This is a genomic window from Pseudomonas sp. KH_024_B2 (genome assembly GCF_057839965.1).
This window is the reverse complement of the sequence record NZ_CM174502.1, coordinates 5,627,117-5,644,233: the sequence shown is the minus strand read 5'-3', so window position 1 is coordinate 5,644,233 and position 17,117 is coordinate 5,627,117. Positions and strand designations below refer to the sequence as shown.

16 protein-coding genes are annotated in these 17,117 nt (G+C 59.7%); 5 read left to right on the top strand and 11 right to left on the bottom strand.

Features of this window, described 5'->3' with window-relative positions; translation table 11 throughout:
- Positions 1–17: 17 nt before the first annotated feature.
- The 4 genes from AC3I0A_RS26260 to AC3I0A_RS26245 are packed head-to-tail and all read right to left on the bottom strand — an operon-like array spanning position 18 to position 3,175.
- The gene (locus tag AC3I0A_RS26260) at positions 18–761 is read right to left on the bottom strand and encodes a penicillin-binding protein activator LpoB (RefSeq protein ID WP_489375415.1); all 744 of its coding nucleotides are present in this window, start codon (positions 759–761) and stop codon (positions 18–20) included.
- 3 nt (positions 762–764) lie between these two features.
- Complete coding sequence (gene lpoB, locus AC3I0A_RS26255; RefSeq protein WP_489375414.1) at positions 765–1,352, bottom strand: penicillin-binding protein activator LpoB; 588 nt, start codon at positions 1,350–1,352, stop codon at positions 765–767.
- A 39-nt stretch (positions 1,353–1,391) separates the two neighbouring features.
- Positions 1,392–1,763: a YcfL family putative periplasmic lipoprotein gene (locus AC3I0A_RS26250; RefSeq protein WP_489375413.1), complete on the bottom strand. Its 372-nt coding sequence runs from the start codon at positions 1,761–1,763 to the stop codon at positions 1,392–1,394.
- A 14-nt stretch (positions 1,764–1,777) separates the two neighbouring features.
- Positions 1,778–3,175, bottom strand: a complete 1,398-nt coding sequence (locus tag AC3I0A_RS26245) for a COG3014 family protein (protein ID WP_489375412.1) — start codon at positions 3,173–3,175, stop codon at positions 1,778–1,780.
- Between the two features lie 353 nt (positions 3,176–3,528).
- Between AC3I0A_RS26245 and AC3I0A_RS26240 the strand changes: the two genes are divergently transcribed.
- Together AC3I0A_RS26240 and AC3I0A_RS26235 are read left to right on the top strand one after the other, a co-directional pair.
- On the top strand, positions 3,529–5,427 hold the full coding sequence (locus tag AC3I0A_RS26240) for an FTR1 family protein (protein ID WP_489375411.1): 1,899 nt from the start codon (positions 3,529–3,531) through the stop codon (positions 5,425–5,427).
- A gap of 118 nt (positions 5,428–5,545) precedes the next feature.
- Positions 5,546–5,995: a YaiI/YqxD family protein gene (locus AC3I0A_RS26235; protein WP_489375410.1), complete on the top strand. Its 450-nt coding sequence runs from the start codon at positions 5,546–5,548 to the stop codon at positions 5,993–5,995.
- 219 nt (positions 5,996–6,214) lie between these two features.
- Here the strand turns inward: AC3I0A_RS26235 and elbB are convergent, their stop codons facing one another.
- Positions 6,215–6,883: an isoprenoid biosynthesis glyoxalase ElbB gene (elbB, locus tag AC3I0A_RS26230; RefSeq protein WP_489375409.1), complete on the bottom strand. Its 669-nt coding sequence runs from the start codon at positions 6,881–6,883 to the stop codon at positions 6,215–6,217.
- Positions 6,884–6,997: 114 nt separating this feature from the next.
- On the opposite strand from elbB, the gene AC3I0A_RS26225 reads away from it, so the two are divergent.
- Positions 6,998–8,233, top strand: a complete 1,236-nt coding sequence (locus AC3I0A_RS26225; RefSeq protein ID WP_489375408.1) for a sterol desaturase family protein — start codon at positions 6,998–7,000, stop codon at positions 8,231–8,233.
- On the opposite strand, the gene AC3I0A_RS26220 is transcribed toward AC3I0A_RS26225, so the two are convergent.
- Positions 8,214–8,831 carry a DedA family protein gene (locus AC3I0A_RS26220; protein ID WP_489375407.1) on the bottom strand — a complete coding sequence of 206 codons (618 nt, stop codon included), beginning with the start codon at positions 8,829–8,831 and terminating at the stop codon, positions 8,214–8,216. The two genes, AC3I0A_RS26225 and AC3I0A_RS26220, sit on opposite strands and share 20 nt — an antisense overlap.
- Positions 8,832–9,039: 208 nt before the next feature.
- Here AC3I0A_RS26220 and hemB point away from each other — a divergent pair, with 208 nt between their 5' ends.
- Positions 9,040–10,053, top strand: coding sequence for a porphobilinogen synthase (gene hemB, locus AC3I0A_RS26215; protein ID WP_489375406.1), 1,014 nt, complete (start codon positions 9,040–9,042; stop codon positions 10,051–10,053).
- 18 nt (positions 10,054–10,071) lie between these two features.
- Positions 10,072–12,291, top strand: coding sequence for a polyphosphate kinase 1 (gene ppk1 / locus AC3I0A_RS26210; protein ID WP_489375405.1), 2,220 nt, complete (start codon positions 10,072–10,074; stop codon positions 12,289–12,291).
- Here the strand turns inward: ppk1 and ppx are convergent.
- The 5 genes from ppx to AC3I0A_RS26185 all read right to left on the bottom strand — a co-directional run bounded on the left by ppx (position 12,278) and on the right by AC3I0A_RS26185 (position 16,876).
- Positions 12,278–13,780, bottom strand: coding sequence for an exopolyphosphatase (gene ppx / locus AC3I0A_RS26205; protein ID WP_489375404.1), 1,503 nt, complete (start codon positions 13,778–13,780; stop codon positions 12,278–12,280). The genes ppk1 and ppx overlap by 14 nt on opposite strands.
- A gap of 237 nt (positions 13,781–14,017) precedes the next feature.
- Complete coding sequence (locus AC3I0A_RS26200; RefSeq protein WP_489375403.1) at positions 14,018–14,755, bottom strand: amino acid ABC transporter ATP-binding protein; 738 nt, start codon at positions 14,753–14,755, stop codon at positions 14,018–14,020.
- Positions 14,742–15,392, bottom strand: coding sequence for an amino acid ABC transporter permease (locus AC3I0A_RS26195; RefSeq protein WP_489375402.1), 651 nt, complete (start codon positions 15,390–15,392; stop codon positions 14,742–14,744). Before AC3I0A_RS26195 ends, AC3I0A_RS26200 begins: the two co-directional genes overlap by 14 nt.
- Positions 15,389–16,069: an amino acid ABC transporter permease gene (locus AC3I0A_RS26190; protein ID WP_489375401.1), complete on the bottom strand. Its 681-nt coding sequence runs from the start codon at positions 16,067–16,069 to the stop codon at positions 15,389–15,391. Before AC3I0A_RS26190 ends, AC3I0A_RS26195 begins: the two co-directional genes overlap by 4 nt.
- Before the next feature lie 21 nt (positions 16,070–16,090).
- Positions 16,091–16,876 (bottom strand): transporter substrate-binding domain-containing protein, encoded by a 786-nt coding sequence (locus AC3I0A_RS26185; protein WP_489375400.1) that lies wholly within the window; start codon positions 16,874–16,876, stop codon positions 16,091–16,093.
- Positions 16,877–17,117: the final 241 nt, after the last annotated feature.

Sequence of the window (17,117 nt, the reverse complement as noted above, 5' to 3'; positions counted from 1 at the left end):
ACGATCGAGGATGGGGCTTAGCGCAGAATGACTGGCGCCGTATCTCGCGGCAGGTTGTTGTGCAGCGGTGCTTGCTCCGACTGCTCGTAACCGGGGCCACCGAGCTGTTCGCTCAACTGGCGTGCCACGTCCTCACCCAGCGATTTGGACACATCGCGAACCACCCGAGGGCGGTTCAGCGAGACTTTGACATCCTGGCCATTCACCAGTTTGGTGTCTTGCCCATCGCCCATGGCGGTAAATGCCGAGGTGATTTCGAAGGTCCGGGTGTTGATCAGGCTGAAGTCGGCGACCAGGCTCAGGCCGAGAATCGCCGAATAGCTGTCGGTATTGGCCAATGCGGTAATGTCACGGGTGAAGTCGATATCCGACAGGGTGCCGAACAACACATAGTCGGCGCCCTTGTAGTGACCGGCCTTGATCCGCTTGATCACATCAAAGACGTCTTCGCTGGACTGGGCGGTGTACGGCTTACCTTGAATCAGCTGGAACATCCCGGACTTGAGAATCTCGCCCTTGATATCGCCGCTGAATTTACGCAGCTCACCCTGCTCGATATAGCTGCTGGTGGCCTCGACTTCGTTATAGCTCGACGAGCCGCTGGCGTGATAGATCCCCGCCTGGTAGTTGCTCTGCGCTGAAACGGTGTGGATGTATTCCTCCACACGCTCCTGATACGCGAGGTCGGTGACCGCGATTTTCGGGGCCGCCTGAGCGCCAAGCGCACAGGCCAGGGCCATGATGCCAATCCATGCACGCATTGCTTAACGCTCCGTGGTTTTGCGGATCTCTTTCTCGTCCATCCACTCGGCCAGACCGCTTTCGACGTCGATCAATTGCAGGCTGAATTTGTAGAAAACGTCCTTGTAATCGCTGCTGCGCTTGACGATCGAACTGATCGAACCTTCAAGACGGTATTTGGCGGCGATCATGTTGCCGGTCTTGGCCACGGTACCTTTCTTGTACAGACCACTCTGGTTTTGCAGCTTGAGCTGGTCAACCTGGCTCTGCATGGCGGTGTTGTCGCTGGCGAAACGGGCGGTGCCGGACTTCATCAGCTGAGTCTTGATGGTGGTAGTGATTTCGCGGGTATCGATGTACTCGCTGGTTTTGTTCTTCACATCGTAAACCTGTACCACCGGACGACCCTGCAGGATCCCGGACTGGGCCAGGGAGCGAGTCATGGTCTCGGCGATCATCTGCAAGTCGGTGGAGCCGAACTCGTTGGTCACCAGCTCCACAGCCTTACTGTCGCCGTAAGCGATGTTTTTACCGCCCAGAACCGGTGAGTTGTTGGCGCAACCGCTGGCCAGAAGGGCGACCACGGCGAGGAACGAAAAGCGTGCAAACATGGGAATACTCTCTAAATCCGAACGAAACGGGTGGATGACTTAAGGCGTTTTGATTTCCAGACGGAAATCCACAGCCTTTGCCAACGGGGCAATGGCCGGCAGGAAGCTGGTCTGCGAGCCGTACAGGGTCAGGCTTTTCCAGGATTCCTCTTCAGCCACCGGGAAGCCTTCCGGGCCCAGCCAGGCGAAGCGGTAGTACATCGTCTTGTTGTTGACGCTGGTGTTGCTCAACTGCACGTTGACGGTCATGAAGCCGTTTTCCCGCGCCACGCGCATGGCGCCGACCACAATGTTTTTCAGCTTGCCCATGCTCACGACTTTGCTGGCCGCGCTGCCGGGTTCCGGCGGTGGAGGGGTGGCGCACCCGGCCAGCAGGGCCAGGGCGACGACAGCAATGATTTTGAAGCGCATGAAAGACTCTCTGCTTAAGGTTGTTTGAGGCTGGCCACGGCCTGTTGATTGACCGCAGGTGTCACATGGGCGGCGATTCCGCTGGTGAACACCTGATTGCCGACTACGCGCAAGGTAATGACTTGATAGCGTTGATCTATTTTGACCATCACCTTCGAGCCGCCAAGGGCGTTGGGCAGGCTCAGCTCATGCGCGCCTTGCTTGAGGCGCAGGCGCACGACCTGGGTCGCGTCAGGCAAGGTGCGCCAGGTACGGGTATCGGCACCTTCCATCACCGCTGAGGTGATGCCCACGGCCAGACCGGCCAGCGGGTTGACGTCGTTCAACTGCTTTTGCGCAACGCCGCGGGTAACGGCACGCACGGTGGTGCGCAGAATGATCCCCGGCATGTCGTCACGCAGGGCGCGGCGGGACATGGCGGTGGTGCTGTTGAGCTGCGTCAGGTTCTGTTGCTGACCGTCCACGCCGATCTGAGTGAAGGTCGCGGTCGAGGTGTCCGGTTTGATCACCGGGAACGACAGGGGAGTGATGACCAGATTGCCACTGATCGGCAATGGCAACGGAATACGGATGGAGTCGCGGGCGGGGGCCAGGCCGCTTTGCACAACGATCAGAATGTCGCTTTCTTCGGTCCTGCCGGCCGGCTTGTCGAGGTTCAGCAGCGCCTGTTCGAGCAACGGAGTGTTGGGACGCAATTCCGCGGCTTTGCGGTAGCCCGGCGCAGCGAGGTCTCTTTCACCCAGGGCTTCATAGACGAAACCGGCCAGGTAATGGCTGAAAGCACTCTGGTAGCTGTTTTTCAGGCCGACCACTTCAGGTGCGTCGAGGCTGGCCACGGGATAGCCCTGAAGATCTTTGTATTCAGTCTTGACCCCTTGTTTCCCGGCTTCGTCTTCGCGCTTGAGGTATTCCTTGTCGCGCAGCTCGGCGATCACCGCTTCACGTTCGTGGGTCTTTTTGATTTCGGTGCGGGCACCCTCGAAGTCGTTGACGGCCAGCAGGTTCAGCGCCATCTGGGTGGTCAGCATGACTTTTTCGTAGTCATAGCCTTCGTAGCGACGGACCTTGTCGTTGACCAGAAAGCTGCCGAACTGGGACAGGTACTTGGCGGTATCGAGCTTGACCGAATCTTCCCAGGCTCCCACCACCTTATCGGCGCTTTTCCATGCGGTCTGGCTACCGGCCAAATCACCTTTGGCGCGCAACAGTTCACCTTTCTCGAAGTAATAGAGCAGGTCTTTGTCCTGGCTGCGGTTGTTCTTTTCCAGCAGGGTCAGCGCGGCATCGACATTGCCGGAGCTCAACTGCTGGTTGGTTTCCTGGAGCTCGGAGTCGTAGCTGCGAAATACCGAACAACCGGCAAGCAAGGTGACCGCACTGAGCGCGAGCGAGGTAAGGGCGCGAGATGCCATGTGGAGACTTCTTCCCTGAACGTAAACAGCCGAGCGTGCTGGTCGGGCTGGATGAACCAAATGGCAGGGAAGATGGCTAACCTGCCAATTCCTCATTAGTAGAGGAGCTTAAATACCCTTTTGGAATAACCAAGGCGCTGCATTATAGGCTGCGAGGATGGCAATGTAATGGCTTTTTAATTTCACCATTCAAAGGAGTGCCACTATTTGAGTGCCCGATGGCAAGGAGCCGTCGAGGCGTCTATCACCCGGAAATTTGTTCCAGCCATAGACATAAAAGGACGAGAACGCTTGAGTGAAACTCATTCAAAGTGAACAATGTGTTACTTCGTATTTCCAATTGAGATTCATTCATGACTGCCCCGTCCCGTTTTCTGGCCTGGCTGGTGCTGCCGGTGTTTGCGTTATGCAGTTTCAATCTGCTGGCCGACACCGTGGAAGGCGCGCCCCAGGCACTGCATTTGCTCGACTACATTGGCGCGGATTACCCGGCCACAGTCGAGGCCGGCAAGGTCATCGATGACTCCGAGTACCGTGAGCAGCTTGAGTTTCTGAGCGTTCTGCAGGGGCTGATCGTTGCCTTGCCAGCCAAGCCGGAACGGGCCGAGCTGGAGCAGGGCGTAAGCAGTTTGCGTCACGCCATCAGCCAGCGTCAGGACGGTGCGGGCGTCGCCCGTCAGGCACGGCAATTGGGCGCCAGACTGGCAGTGGCCTATGAGGTCAGCCAGGCGCCGATCATTACCCCGGATCCGACCCGCGGTGCGCCACTGTATGCCCAGCATTGCTCGGTGTGTCACGGCGATGCGGGCGCTGGCGACGGCCCGGCAGGCGTGGGACTGATGCCTCCACCGGCCAACCTGCGCGATGCGGCGCGGATGGATCGCTTGAGCCTCTACGCGATTTACAACACCCTTGGCCTGGGTATTGAAGGCACGGACATGCCGTCTTTCGCCGATCAACTGGATGACCGCCAGCGCTGGGATCTGGCGACCTGGATCGCCAGTTTCAGCGCTGACCCGGCGGCTGCGAAAAGCGAGAAAAACTTCAACCTCGCCGATCTGGCCCGTCAGACTCCAGGTGAAGTGCTGGCTGCCTCAGGCCCTGAGGCGGCGGCGACTTTCCGTGCCCAGCGCGCGCAGCCGCCGCAGGTCAAACGCGGCCCGGCGCAGTTGCTCGACTACACCGCGGCGACGCTGGACAAGAGTCTCGCAGCCTACCGCGCCGGCGATCACGAACAGGCTTACGATCTCTCGGTAGCGGCGTATCTGGAAGGCTTCGAGCTGGTCGAGAGCTCCCTGGACAACGTCGACGCCAATGTGCGCAAAGACACTGAAAAATCCCTGATGGCCTACCGTCAGTCGTTGCAGGACGGCTTGCCGGTGGCGCAAGCCGAGCAGCGCCTGGATGCTGCGAAAGCCAGGTTGAAGCAGTCTGCCGGTCTGTTGGGCAGCGATGGCCTGAGCTGGTCCTTGAGTTACATCTCCGGTTTGCTGATTCTGCTGCGTGAAGGCCTGGAAGCGATTCTGGTGCTGGCGGCGGTCCTGGCATTCCTGCGTAATACCGGCCAGCAGTCGGCGGTGCGCAGCGTCCACGTCGGCTGGGGTTTGGCGCTGATGGCCGGTCTGGTGACCTGGGCGGTGGCGGCTTACCTGATCGATGTCAGCGGCGCCCAGCGTGAATTGCTCGAAGGTGCGACGGCGTTGTTCGCCAGCGTCATGGTGCTCTGGCTGGGTGTATGGATGCACGACCGCCGCCACGCGGCTGCCTGGCAGGATTACATCAAGAGCAGCCTGGTCAGCGGCGGTGGACGGTTCGGCTTTGCGATGCTGGCGTTCTTCTCGGTTTACCGCGAGCTGTTCGAAGTGATCCTGTTCTACGAAACCCTCTGGCTGCAAGCGGGCCCGGCCGGCCACAATGCGGTGCTGGCGGGCGGTGCGACGGCGCTGGTGATGTTGATCGGCCTGGCCTGGGTGATCCTGCGCGGTTCGGCGAAGTTGCCGCTGGCGCTGTTCTTCGGAATCAACGCCGGATTGCTGTGTGCGCTGTCGGTGGTGTTTGCCGGGCATGGTGTCAAAGCCTTGCAGGAAGCCGGAGTCTTCGGCACCCGGCCGGTGCCGTTCTTTGACTTCGACTGGCTGGGGATCCACGCTGATGCGTATTCGCTGGGTGCCCAGGTCGTGGCGATTCTGGCGATCATCGTGCTTTACAGCCGTAGTCGCATGGCGGAGAAGCGGCGGGTGCAGGCTTCTTGAAGCATTCGCTGCGCTCATTTTCGCGGGCAAGCCACGCTCCCACAAGTACGGTGCAATATTTGTGGGAAGGGCCGGGCGACGTTCGCTTGCCCGCGAAGCTTTAGAGGAAAAACACAATATGCGTGTCTGGATCGATGCTGACGCCTGCCCCAAGGCGGCGAAGGATCAGGTCATCAAGTTTGCCTTGAAGCGCCAGTTCGAAGTGCTGCTGGTGGCGGGGCAGAGCCAGATCAAGCCGGGCTACGCCTGCGTAAAGCTGATCGTGGTGCCCAGCGGTCCGGATGCGGCCGATGATTATCTGGTCGAACACGCGGTGCCCGGTGAACTGGTGATTTGCAGCGATGTGCCGCTGGCCGATCGCTTGATCAAAAAGGGTGTCGCAGCCCTTGATCCGCGCGGCAAGGAGTTCGACCCACAGAACATGGGCGAGCGGCTCGCAGTGCGCAACTTGTTCACTGACCTGCGCGATCAGGGCCAGATGGGCGGCGGCCCGCCGCCCCATGGTGAACGCGAGAAGCAGGCGTTCGCCAATGCGCTGGACCGGATTCTTACGCGGTTAATGCGCTGAGCTTGAACTGGAAACGCACCCGTGGGGGCAAGCCCCAATGCTGGTAAGTTAAGAAATTTGAGCGACGAAGATCCTGTGGGAGCGTGGCTTGCCCGCGAAGAACGATGACGCGTAATGCCTGAAAAACCGCGGTGTTTTCTTCGCGGGCAAGCCCGCTCCCACAGTTCTGCGGCTTAACTTACCGGCATTGGGGCAAGCCCCCTCGCCACAAAGTCGGCTTCAAACATCGTTTTCGTGAGTCAACTCCAGCACTCGGTCCACCAGCTTGTTAATCCCCGAAGCCGCTTCACTGATTGACTGCGCGAGCATGTAGGCCGGGGTGCTGACCAGTTTGCGTGCCTTGTCTTCGATGATCTCGCTAACGGCGCATTCTTCATGGGTAGCGCCCATTTTGGTCATCGCTGCGGCTGTATCGGCATCATTGCCGATAGTGCAGGTTACGCCCGGGCCGTAGATCTTGGCGGCCAAGGCTGGCGAGATGCAGATCAACCCGACCGGTTTACCGGCTTCGGCAAAGGCTTCGGCCAGGGCCAGGACTTCCGGCTGCACGGTGCAGCCGGCGCCTTCGATCGCAAAGCTGGAGAGGTTTTTGGCCGCCCCGAAACCGCCAGGAACAATCAGCGCATCGAAGTCTTCGACGTCCGCTTCACGGATATCCTTGATGTTGCCCCGAGCGATTCGCGCCGACTCCACCAGTACATTGCGCGACTCGGGCATTTCTTCGCCGGTGAGGTGGTTGATCACATGCATTTGGGGGATATCGGGTGCGAAGCACTGCACTTGGGCACCGCGCTGATCCAGGCGCAGCAAGGTGATCACGCTTTCATGGATCTCGGCGCCGTCATACACGCCACAGCCGGAAAGTAGCACTGCGATTTTTTTGCTCATGGGTTCTTCTCCAGATTCATGGCGTTAAATGTCCACTAATTTGTCACTCGTTGCCATAGGGTTATTGCGCGACTACACCTAGTCTTTGGATAACAATTGCGATCAGGTCGCGTCATGAACTTCATCCTTTATGCAGTGCCGTTTTTCTTTGTGCTGATAGCCGTCGAGCTGTTGGCCGACCGCTGGCGTGGCGTGAATAATTATCGCCTGGCGGACGCGATCAACAGCCTCAGCACCGGGGTGTTGTCGACTACCACGGGCCTGTTGACCAAAGGCGTCGGGCTGATCTCCTATGCCTTTGCCCTGAAGCATCTGGCCGTGATCGAGCTGTCGGCCGATAGCGCCTGGGTCTGGGTGTTCGCCTTCGTCTTCTATGACTTCTGCTACTACTGGCTGCATCGCCTGGGTCATGAACGCAATATCCTCTGGGCGGCGCATTCGGTGCATCACCAAAGCGAGGACTACAACCTGTCCACGGCGCTGCGCCAGACCAGTAGCGGATTTCTGCTGAGCTGGATCTTCTACCTGCCGCTGGCGGTGCTCGGCGTGCCGCTGTTGGTGTTCGTCAGCGTCGCGGCGCTCAATCTGCTCTATCAATTCTGGGTACATACCAGACACATACCGAAGCTTGGCTGGTTCGAATGGGTTTTCGTCACGCCGTCCAACCATCGTGCCCACCATGCGCAGAACGCTCTCTACATGGATCGCAACTACGGCGGGGTGTTCATTATTTGGGACCGCTTGTTCGGTTCATTCCAGGAAGAGGACGACAACGAGCCGGTGATTTTCGGTGTGACCACGCCGTTGGCGAGCTGGAATCCGTTATGGGCGAATGTGCAGTTCTATGCGCAACTGCTGGCCGACGCGCGGCGCACCGAAAGCCGGTGGGACAAGTTGCGAATCTGGTTCATGCGTACCGGCTGGCGGCCGGCGGATGTGGCGGCAAAATACCCGATGACCAAGCCGGACTTGAGCCAGTTCCGCAAGTTCGAGGTGCCGCTGGATGGACGACAGCAGCTGTATGTCGCGCTGCAGTTCACGGTGTACATCGCGCTTGGTAGCTACCTGATGAACCTTGCCGACAGTTTGCCAACGGCCGCACTGGTCTTGGGCTGGAGCGCTGTGGCGTTTGGTCTGTTTGTGCTGGGCGTGGCCCTGGAGAATCGCCCGTGGGCGTTGAAGCTGGAGCTGTTGCGTCTGGCGCTGAACGTGCCACTGGTGTGGCTGGCGCCGATCCTGGGGCTGTGGCCGGCCAGCGCGGTGGGCTGGGTCGGCCTGCTCAGTTACAGCCTGCTCAGTGGCATCGGCCTCTACTGCTGTAGAAACCGACTCACTCGACTGGCGTCGTAGGTTTGCTGGCTTGTTCGGCCTGTTCGTCTTCGTAGATCTTTTTAGCGAGGCGGGCGTTCTTGAAACGCCGACGCAGCCACAGACAGAAGCCCAGCAGCAACAGCGCGCCCAGCACCCACAGCTCGTACTTCTTGACGCTGCCGAGCATGCCCTCGAGCACCGCGCCGAAATGGTAAGCCGCAGCAGCCAGGGCAGTGGCCCAGATGGCGGCGCCAATCCCGTTGAGCAGCAGATAACGTCCCGGCGGATAACCGGACAGGCCGATCGCCACTGGCATCACGGTACGCAGGCCATACACGAAGCGAAAGCTCAGCACCCAGATGTCCGGGTGCTTGCGGATATGCTCCAGCGCCCGATCGCCCATCAATTGCCAGCGCGGTTTGCGCGCCAGCAATTTGCGGCCGTGCTTGCGCCCCAGGAAGTACCACAGCTGATCGCCGGCATAGCTGCCGAAGAACGCCACGACCACCACCAGGTTGATATCCATGTATCCGCGAAACGCAAGGAAGCCTGCGAGCACCAGAATGGTTTCGCCTTCGAAGAAGGTGCCGAGAAAAAGGGCGAAGTAGCCGAAATCCTGAAGAAATTGTTGGAGCATTGTCTGGATGCTGGCGAAATGAACGCGCAGCCTAACCCTTCGGACACATTCAGGAAAGTATCCAAATGTGTCTCGACGTGAACATTTCCTACAAGGACAATGGGTGCGACTACCAGTCACAGGGGTAAGCACGACTGTCATCTCTTCGTCATAATGGCCGCTTATAACTGTCACGCTCGCCCGCCAGCGCGGGCTCAAGGAGTCTGCCGTGAGCTTTACCCCCGCCAGCCGTCTGTTCCCTGCTACCCGCCTGCGCCGCAACCGTCGTGATGATTTCTCGCGTCGACTGGTCCGTGAAAACGTCCTGACCGTCGACGACCTGATCCTCCCGGTATTTGTGCTGGACGGTGAAAACCGTCGCGAGTCGGTGGCTTCGATGCCAGGGGTCGAACGCCTGACCATCGACCTGCTGCTTGAAGAAGCGGCCAAATGGGTCGAGTTGGGAATTCCTGCATTGGCACTGTTCCCGGTGACACCGCCCGAGCTCAAATCCCTTGACGCTGCGCAAGCCTGGAACCCGGACGGCATCGCCCAGCGCGCGACCCGTGCGCTGCGTGCACGCTTCCCTGAGTTGGGTGTGATTACCGACGTGGCGCTGGACCCGTTCACCACCCACGGGCAGGACGGCATCCTCGATGAGGAAGGCTATGTGCAGAACGACATCACCGTCGATGCACTGGTCAAACAAGCGCTATCCCACGCCGCTGCCGGCGCTCAGGTGGTCGCTCCATCGGACATGATGGACGGCCGGATCCAGGCGATCCGCGAAGCCCTCGAACTGGCCGATCACGTCAATGTGCGGATCATGGCCTATTCGGCGAAGTACGCCAGCGCCTATTACGGTCCGTTCCGCGATGCCGTCGGCTCCGCGCTGAATCTGGGCAAGGCCAACAAGGCCTCCTATCAAATGGACCCGGCCAACAGCAACGAAGCCCTGCATGAAGTGGCCGCCGACTTGTCGGAAGGCGCGGATATGGTCATGGTCAAACCTGGCATGCCGTACCTGGACATTCTTTATCGGGTCAAAGAAGAATTTAAAGTGCCGACCTTTGTCTATCAAGTGAGCGGTGAATACGCGATGCACATGGCGGCGATCCAGAATGGCTGGCTGAGTGAAGGGGTTATTCTTGAATCCCTGACCGCTTTTAAACGTGCAGGCGCTGATGGCATCCTGACTTACTTTGCCGTTCGTGCTGCTCAATTGTTACGAGAGCAAAAATAGCCCTCCCAGGAACATGTGATGAATACCGTAGGACTCACTGAAGTTGCACTAGAAGACGCTCAATCCGTGGTCGAGCAAATCGTCGAAATCCTGCCGGAGCTGGAAACCCCGCCGCCGGCCGTGGTCGAGCCGCAGCAAGCGGTGCCGGCGATTGCGATTCCCGGCCTGGATGACAGTAGCCTGTACATCCATCGCGAGCTGTCGCAGCTGCAGTTCAATATCCGCGTGCTGGAACAGGCGCTGGATGAGTCCTATCCATTGCTGGAACGGCTGAAATTTCTGCTGATCTTCTCCAGCAACCTGGATGAGTTCTTCGAAATTCGCGTCGCCGGCCTGAAGAAGCAGATCACCTTCGCCCGTGAGCAGGCCGGTGCCGATGGCCTGCAACCGCATCAGGCGCTGGCGCGCATCAGCGACCTGGTCCACGGTCACGTCGACCGCCAGTACGCGATCCTCAACGATATTCTGTTGCCGGAGCTGGAGAAGCATCAGGTCCGCTTCATTCGTCGCCGCTACTGGACGACCAAACTCAAGACCTGGGTCCGGCGCTATTTCCGCGACGAGATCGCGCCGATCATCACCCCGATCGGCCTCGACCCGACGCACCCGTTCCCATTGCTGGTGAACAAGAGCCTGAACTTCATCGTCGAGCTGGAAGGCGTCGACGCCTTCGGTCGCGATTCCGGTCTGGCGATCATCCCGGCGCCGCGTCTGTTGCCGCGAGTCATCAAGGTTCCGGAAGAAGTCGGCGGTACCGGCGACAACTATGTGTTCCTGTCGTCGATGATCCACGCGCACGCCGATGACCTGTTCCAGGGCATGAAGGTCAAGGGCTGCTACCAGTTCCGTCTGACCCGAAACGCCGACCTGTCGGTCGATACCGAAGATGTCGAAGACCTGGCCCGCGCCCTGCGTGGCGAGCTGTTCTCCCGTCGCTATGGCGATGCGGTGCGTCTGGAAGTGGCCGACACTTGCCCGAAACACCTGTCCGACTACCTGCTCAAGCAGTTCAACCTGAATGAAACCGAGCTGTACCAGGTCAATGGCCCGGTCAACCTGACGCGTCTGTTCAGCATCACCGGTCTGGACAGTCACCCGGAGCTGCAATACACGCCGTTCACGCCGCAAATCCCCAAGCTGTTGCAGAACAGCGAGAATATTTTCAGCGTGATCAGCAAGCAGGACATCCTGCTGCTGCACCCGTTCGAATCCTTCACGCCGGTGGTCGACCTGCTGCGTCAGGCGGCCAAGGATCCGCATGTATTGGCGGTCCGGCAGACGCTGTATCGCAGCGGCGCGAATTCGGAAATCGTCGATGCCTTGGTCGATGCGGCGCGTAACGGCAAAGAGGTCACTGCGGTGATCGAGTTGCGTGCGCGTTTCGACGAAGAGTCCAACCTGCAACTGGCCAGCCGTCTGCAAGCCGCCGGTGCGGTGGTGATCTATGGTGTGGTCGGCTTCAAGACCCACGCCAAGATGATGCTGATTCTGCGTCGCGAAGCCGGGGAGATCGTCCGTTACGCCCACTTGGGTACCGGCAACTACCACGCGGCCAACGCCCGCCTGTACACCGACTACAGCCTGCTGACGTCCGATGACGCGCTATGTGAAGACGTCGGCAAACTGTTCAGTCAGTTGATCGGCATGGGCAAGATCTTGCGCATGAAGAAGTTGATGCACGCGCCGTTCACGCTGAAGAAGGGCATGCTCGACATGATTGCCCGGGAAACCCAGTTCGCCCTCGACGGCAAGCCGGCGCACATCATCGCCAAGTTCAACTCGCTGACCGATCCGAAGATCATTCGTGCGCTGTACAAGGCCAGTCAGTCCGGGGTGCGTATCGATCTGGTGATACGTGGCATGTGCTGCCTGCGGCCGGGTATCGCCGGGGTCTCGCACAACATTCATGTGCGCTCGATCATCGGTCGCTTCCTCGAGCACACGCGGGTGTTCTACTTCCTCAACGGTGGCGAAGAGCAGATGTTTCTGTCCAGCGCCGACTGGATGGAGCGCAACCTCGACAAGCGCGTCGAGACTTGCTTCCCGGTCGAGGGCAAGAAGCTGATTCTGCGCGTCAAGAAAGAGCTGGAAAGTTATCTCACCGATAACACTCACAGCTGGAATCTGCAGTCGGACGGCCGCTACATTCGCAACACGCCGACCGGCAATCAGAACCCGCGCAGTGCCCAGGCCACTCTGCTCGAGCGCCTGAGCAACCCGGTGCTCAGCGTACGTTAAGCACGAAGCCGACTCGGGTCAGCCACTCCGCTTCCAGCGCGAAGTCGGCCTGAGTCAGCTGGTTCTCTTGCAGCCAGTTTTTCGGGAACAGCACATCCAGACTGTCGCCGTCGGCGCGCAGCACCACTTGCGGCATCTCCTGGGTGCCGCGGATGTGATGGAACAGAATCGCAAAGCGCAGCAATACGCACAGGCGAATCAGCTTGACGCCTTCATCGCCGAATTCGGCGAACTTGTCCCGGGGAATGTTGCGTCGATGGCCGCGCACCAGTAGCGCGAGCATTTGCTGGTCTTCGCGGGAGAAGCCGGCCAGATCCGAGTGCTCGATCAGGTAGGCGCCGTGCTTGTGGTATTGGTAGTGGGCGATGTCCAGCCCGACTTCATGGACCTTGGCTGCCCAGCCGAGCAGTTCGCGCCAGACGCCGTCATCCAGATCCCAATCCGTCGCCACCTGATCGAAGGCATGCAGCGCCTTGCGCTCGACCCGTGCCGCTTGTTCCAGATCGACGTGATAACGGTCCATCAGCGAGCTGAGGGTGCGCTCACGGACGTCTTCGTGATGATGACGGCCCAGCAGGTCATAGAGCACACCTTCGCGCAGAGCGCCTTCACAGTGGTCCATGCGTTGTAGCTCGAGGGCATCGAAAATCGCTTCGAGAATCGCCAGGCCAGCCGGAAAAATCGCCCGGCGATCGGGTTTGATGCCCTCGAAGTCGATTTTCTCGATGTCGCCGAGCTTGAACAGCTTGCGTTTGAGCCAGGAAAGCCCTTGGGCGTTGACCTCGCCGGTGCCGTGACCGCCGGCCTTCAACGCCAGACCAATGGCGCGGATGGTGCCCGAGGAGCCGATGGCTTCATCCCAGGTCAGGCGATGCAGGGCATGTTCGATGCCCATGATCTCCAGCCGTGCCGCCGTGTAAGCCTGGGCGTAACGGGCCGGCGTGATCTTGCCGTCGCGGAAATAGCGTTGGGTATAGCTGACGCAGCCCATTTGCAGGCTTTCACGCAGCAGCGGTTCGAAACGCTGGCCGATGATGAATTCGGTACTGCCGCCGCCGATGTCGGCCACCAGGCGCTTGCCCGGGGTGTCGGCGAGAGTGTGGGAGACGCCGAGGTAAATCAGACGTGCTTCTTCACGGCCAGAGATGACTTCTACCGGATGACCGAGGATTTCTTCGGCGCGGCCGATGAATTCGCCACGGTTACGCGCTTCGCGCAGGGCGTTGGTGCCAACGATCCGCACCGCGCCCGGGGGCATACCGTTGATCAGTTGAGCGAAACGTTTCAGGCAATCGAGCCCGCGCTGCATGGATTCTTCGCTGAGCTGACGCTCTTCGTCGATCCCGGCGGCCAGCTGAACCTTCTCGCCGAGCCGCTCCAGAATGCGGATTTCATCGTTCTGGGTTTTGGCCACGACCATGTGAAAGCTGTTGGAGCCCAGGTCGATAGCGGCGATCAGAGAAAGATTAATGGCTTGGGATTGCGGCATGGTTAAAGGGTCTCGGTCGATAACCTCGCCATCCTGCCACGATCAAACCGTCGCCGCCAACGCGCAGTGTTCAAAGCCTTGATCTGGCGCAGGAATGCCGATGACCGCTTCGCGGTCAATCGCGGGCAAGCCCGCTCCCACATTGGTTCTGCGTCGTATGCGGGATTAGAGGCGACATAGAACCCCTGTGGGAGCGGGCTTGCCCGCGAAGGCGGCCTCCAAGGCACTGAAGATCTCTCAGCCCGCCGCCTCAACCGTCCCGATAAAATTCGCCAATTCCACCGTCTGCGGATTGGCAAACAATATCTTCGGATCGCCGACCTCATGCACCTTGCCCTGATGCATGAACACCAGCTTGTCGCCGACTTCACGGGCGAAACGCATTTCGTGGGTGACCATGATCAGCGTCATGCCATCCCTGGCCAGTTGTCGGACCACGCTGAGCACTTCGTTGACCAGTTCCGGGTCGAGCGCCGAGGTGATCTCGTCGCAAAGCAATACTTTGGGGGACATGGCCAGCGCCCGGGCAATCGCCACGCGCTGCTGCTGGCCGCCGGACAGGCGATCCGGGAACGCATCGAACTTTTCTCCAAGCCCCACTCGCTCAAGCATCTGGCGCGCCAGTTCGGCCGCCTTGGCCTTCGGCACTTTCTGCACCACCTGTGGCGCGAGCATCACGTTTTCGCCCACGGTCAGGTGCGGGAACAGGTTGAACTGTTGAAACACCATCCCGACCTTCTGCCGCAGGCTGCGCAAATCGGCGCGAGCGGCGTCCAGGTATTCGCCGTCGACTTCGATGACCCCGTCGTTGATCGACTCCAGGCCGTTCAAGGTTCGCAGCAGGGTGCTTTTGCCCGAGCCGCTGCGACCGATGATCGCTACGACCTGACCTTCCTCGATACTGAGGTCGATGCCTTTGAGCACATGGTGGTCGCCGTAATATTTATGCAGGGCGGAAATTCTAAGCAGAGGCATGCAGTCTCCTTTCCAGGTAGCGCGCACTGAGCGACAAGGGGTAGCAGAGCAGGAAATAACCGAGCGCCACCAGGCCGTAGACCATGAAGGGCTCGAAGGTGGCGTTGGCGAGCATGCCGCCGGTCTTGGTCAGTTCGGTGAGGCCGATGATCGACGTCACGGCAGTGCCTTTGATCACTTGCACCGAGAAACCTACGGTCGGCGCCACGGCAATGCGCAAGGCTTGCGGCAGGATCACGTAGCGCAGTTGTTCAAGCGGAGTCAGCGCCAGGCTCGACGAGGCTTCCCACTGACCGTGAGGAATCGATTCGACGCAACCGCGCCAGATCTCCGCCAGATAAGCACTGGTAAACAGCGTCAAAGCGATCGCTGCGGCCAGCCACGGCGAGATATCGATGCCGAGCAGCGCGATGCCAAAGAACACCAGAAACAGCTGCATCAACAGCGGCGTGCCCTGGAACAGTTCGATGTAAGTGCGGGCGAATGCACAGGGGAAAGCCTTGTCGGAAATTCGCAGCGTCATGACCAGCAAGCCGATCAGTCCGCCACCGATGAATGCCACCAACGACAGCGCCAGGGTCCATTGCAGGCCGGTGAGCAGGTTGTGCACGATGTCCAGGAACGTGAAGTCGCTCATTGGCTGTTCCTCGCGCTGCTTCTTGCTATATACCGGCGGCCGATCCAGTTCAGTAATTGGCGGATCATCAGGGCCATGCACAGGTAGACCAGCGTGGTCAGGGCATAGGTTTCGAAGGCGCGGAAGTTACGCGACTGAATGAAGTTGGCGGCGAAGCTCAGTTCCTCCGTGGCGATCTGCGAACAGACCGCCGAGCCGAGCATGACGATGATGATCTGGCTGCTCAACGCCGGCCAGACCTTGCCCAGCGCCGGCAGCAGCACCACATGGCGGAAGGCTTCGAAGCGGGTCATCGCCAGTGCGGCCGCGGCTTCAAGCTGGCCGCGTGGAATCGCCTGAATGCCTGCGCGAATGATTTCCGTGGAATAGGCACCCAGGTTGATCACCATCGCCAGTATGGCTGCCTGCCATTCGGAAATTTGCACGCCAAGTGACGGCAAGCCGAAGAAGATGAAAAACAGCTGCACCAGAAACGGCGTGTTGCGGATCAACTCGACATACACCCCGAATATCGCCGCGAATGGCTTGATCTGCCAGGCCCGAACCAGCGCACCGACAATCCCGAGGCTGATCCCGAGCAGCGCTCCAATGGCGGTCAATTCAAGGGTGAACAGCGCTCCTCGCAGCAACAGGTCGGTGTTGTCCAGCACTGGTAAAAAGTCGAACTGATAAGCCATGGTCAATCTCCGTGACAGCGATCAGAGATCAGCCGGCAGCGGCTGCTTGAGCCACAGTTGCGAATTCTTTTCCAGGCTGCCGTCGGTTTTGGCCGTGACCAGAATCTGATTCACCTTCTCCAGCAGCGCCGGCTCGTTCTTGTTCACGCCGACGTAGACCGGCGAGTCCTTGAGCTTCACTTTCAGGGCTGGAATACGCTTCGGGTTGCGCTCGCTGATGGTGACCATCACCACGTTGCCGCTGGCGATCAGGTCAACCTGGCCGGCCAGGTAGGCGGCGATGGTCGAGTTGTTGTCTTCGAAGCGCTTGATGGTCACACCTTGCGGGGCCACGGCAGTCAGCTCGATGTCTTCGATGGCGCCACGGGTGACGCTGATGGTTTTGCCTTTCAGGTCGTCCAGCGTGCTGATGGCCGCATCGGGCGGGCCGAACACCGCGAGATAGAAGGGTGCATAGGCGCGGGAGAAGTCGATGACTTTTTCGCGGTCAGGGTTTTTGCCGAGGCTGGAGATCACCAGATCGACTTTGCCGGTGGTCAGGAAGGGGATCCGGTTGGTGCTGTTGACCGGGGTCAGTTCGAGTTTGACCTTGAGTTGATCGGCCAGAAGTTTCGCGGTGTCAATGTCCAGGCCGCGGGGCTTCATGTCCGGCCCGACCGAACCGAAGGGTGGGAAGTCCTGCGGTACGGCCACCTTGAGGGTGCCGCGTTTGACGACATCTTCCAGGCCGTCGGCATGGGCGGGCGCTTGACTCAGCATCAGGCTGGCAAACAGGGCAGTGAGCAGGGCGCTGCAACGCTTGGTCATGACAACTCTCCGAATCCAGGGAAGTGATTTCTGCGTTCGGACTTTGCACAGCCCATGCCAGCCGTCTCGAAATGCGCTGGCGGGCAGGGTTTGTCTGGGTTCCATCGGTCTTACTGGTCTGAACAGTTGAGGTGCTTTTTGCCCCGTTATCGAGCGTCGGTCGACATGCCTGACCCCGCATGGGGCGTGACTTGCCGTGAGTCGCCAATAGCTTTACAACTAGCCGGTCATTGGCCAGGTC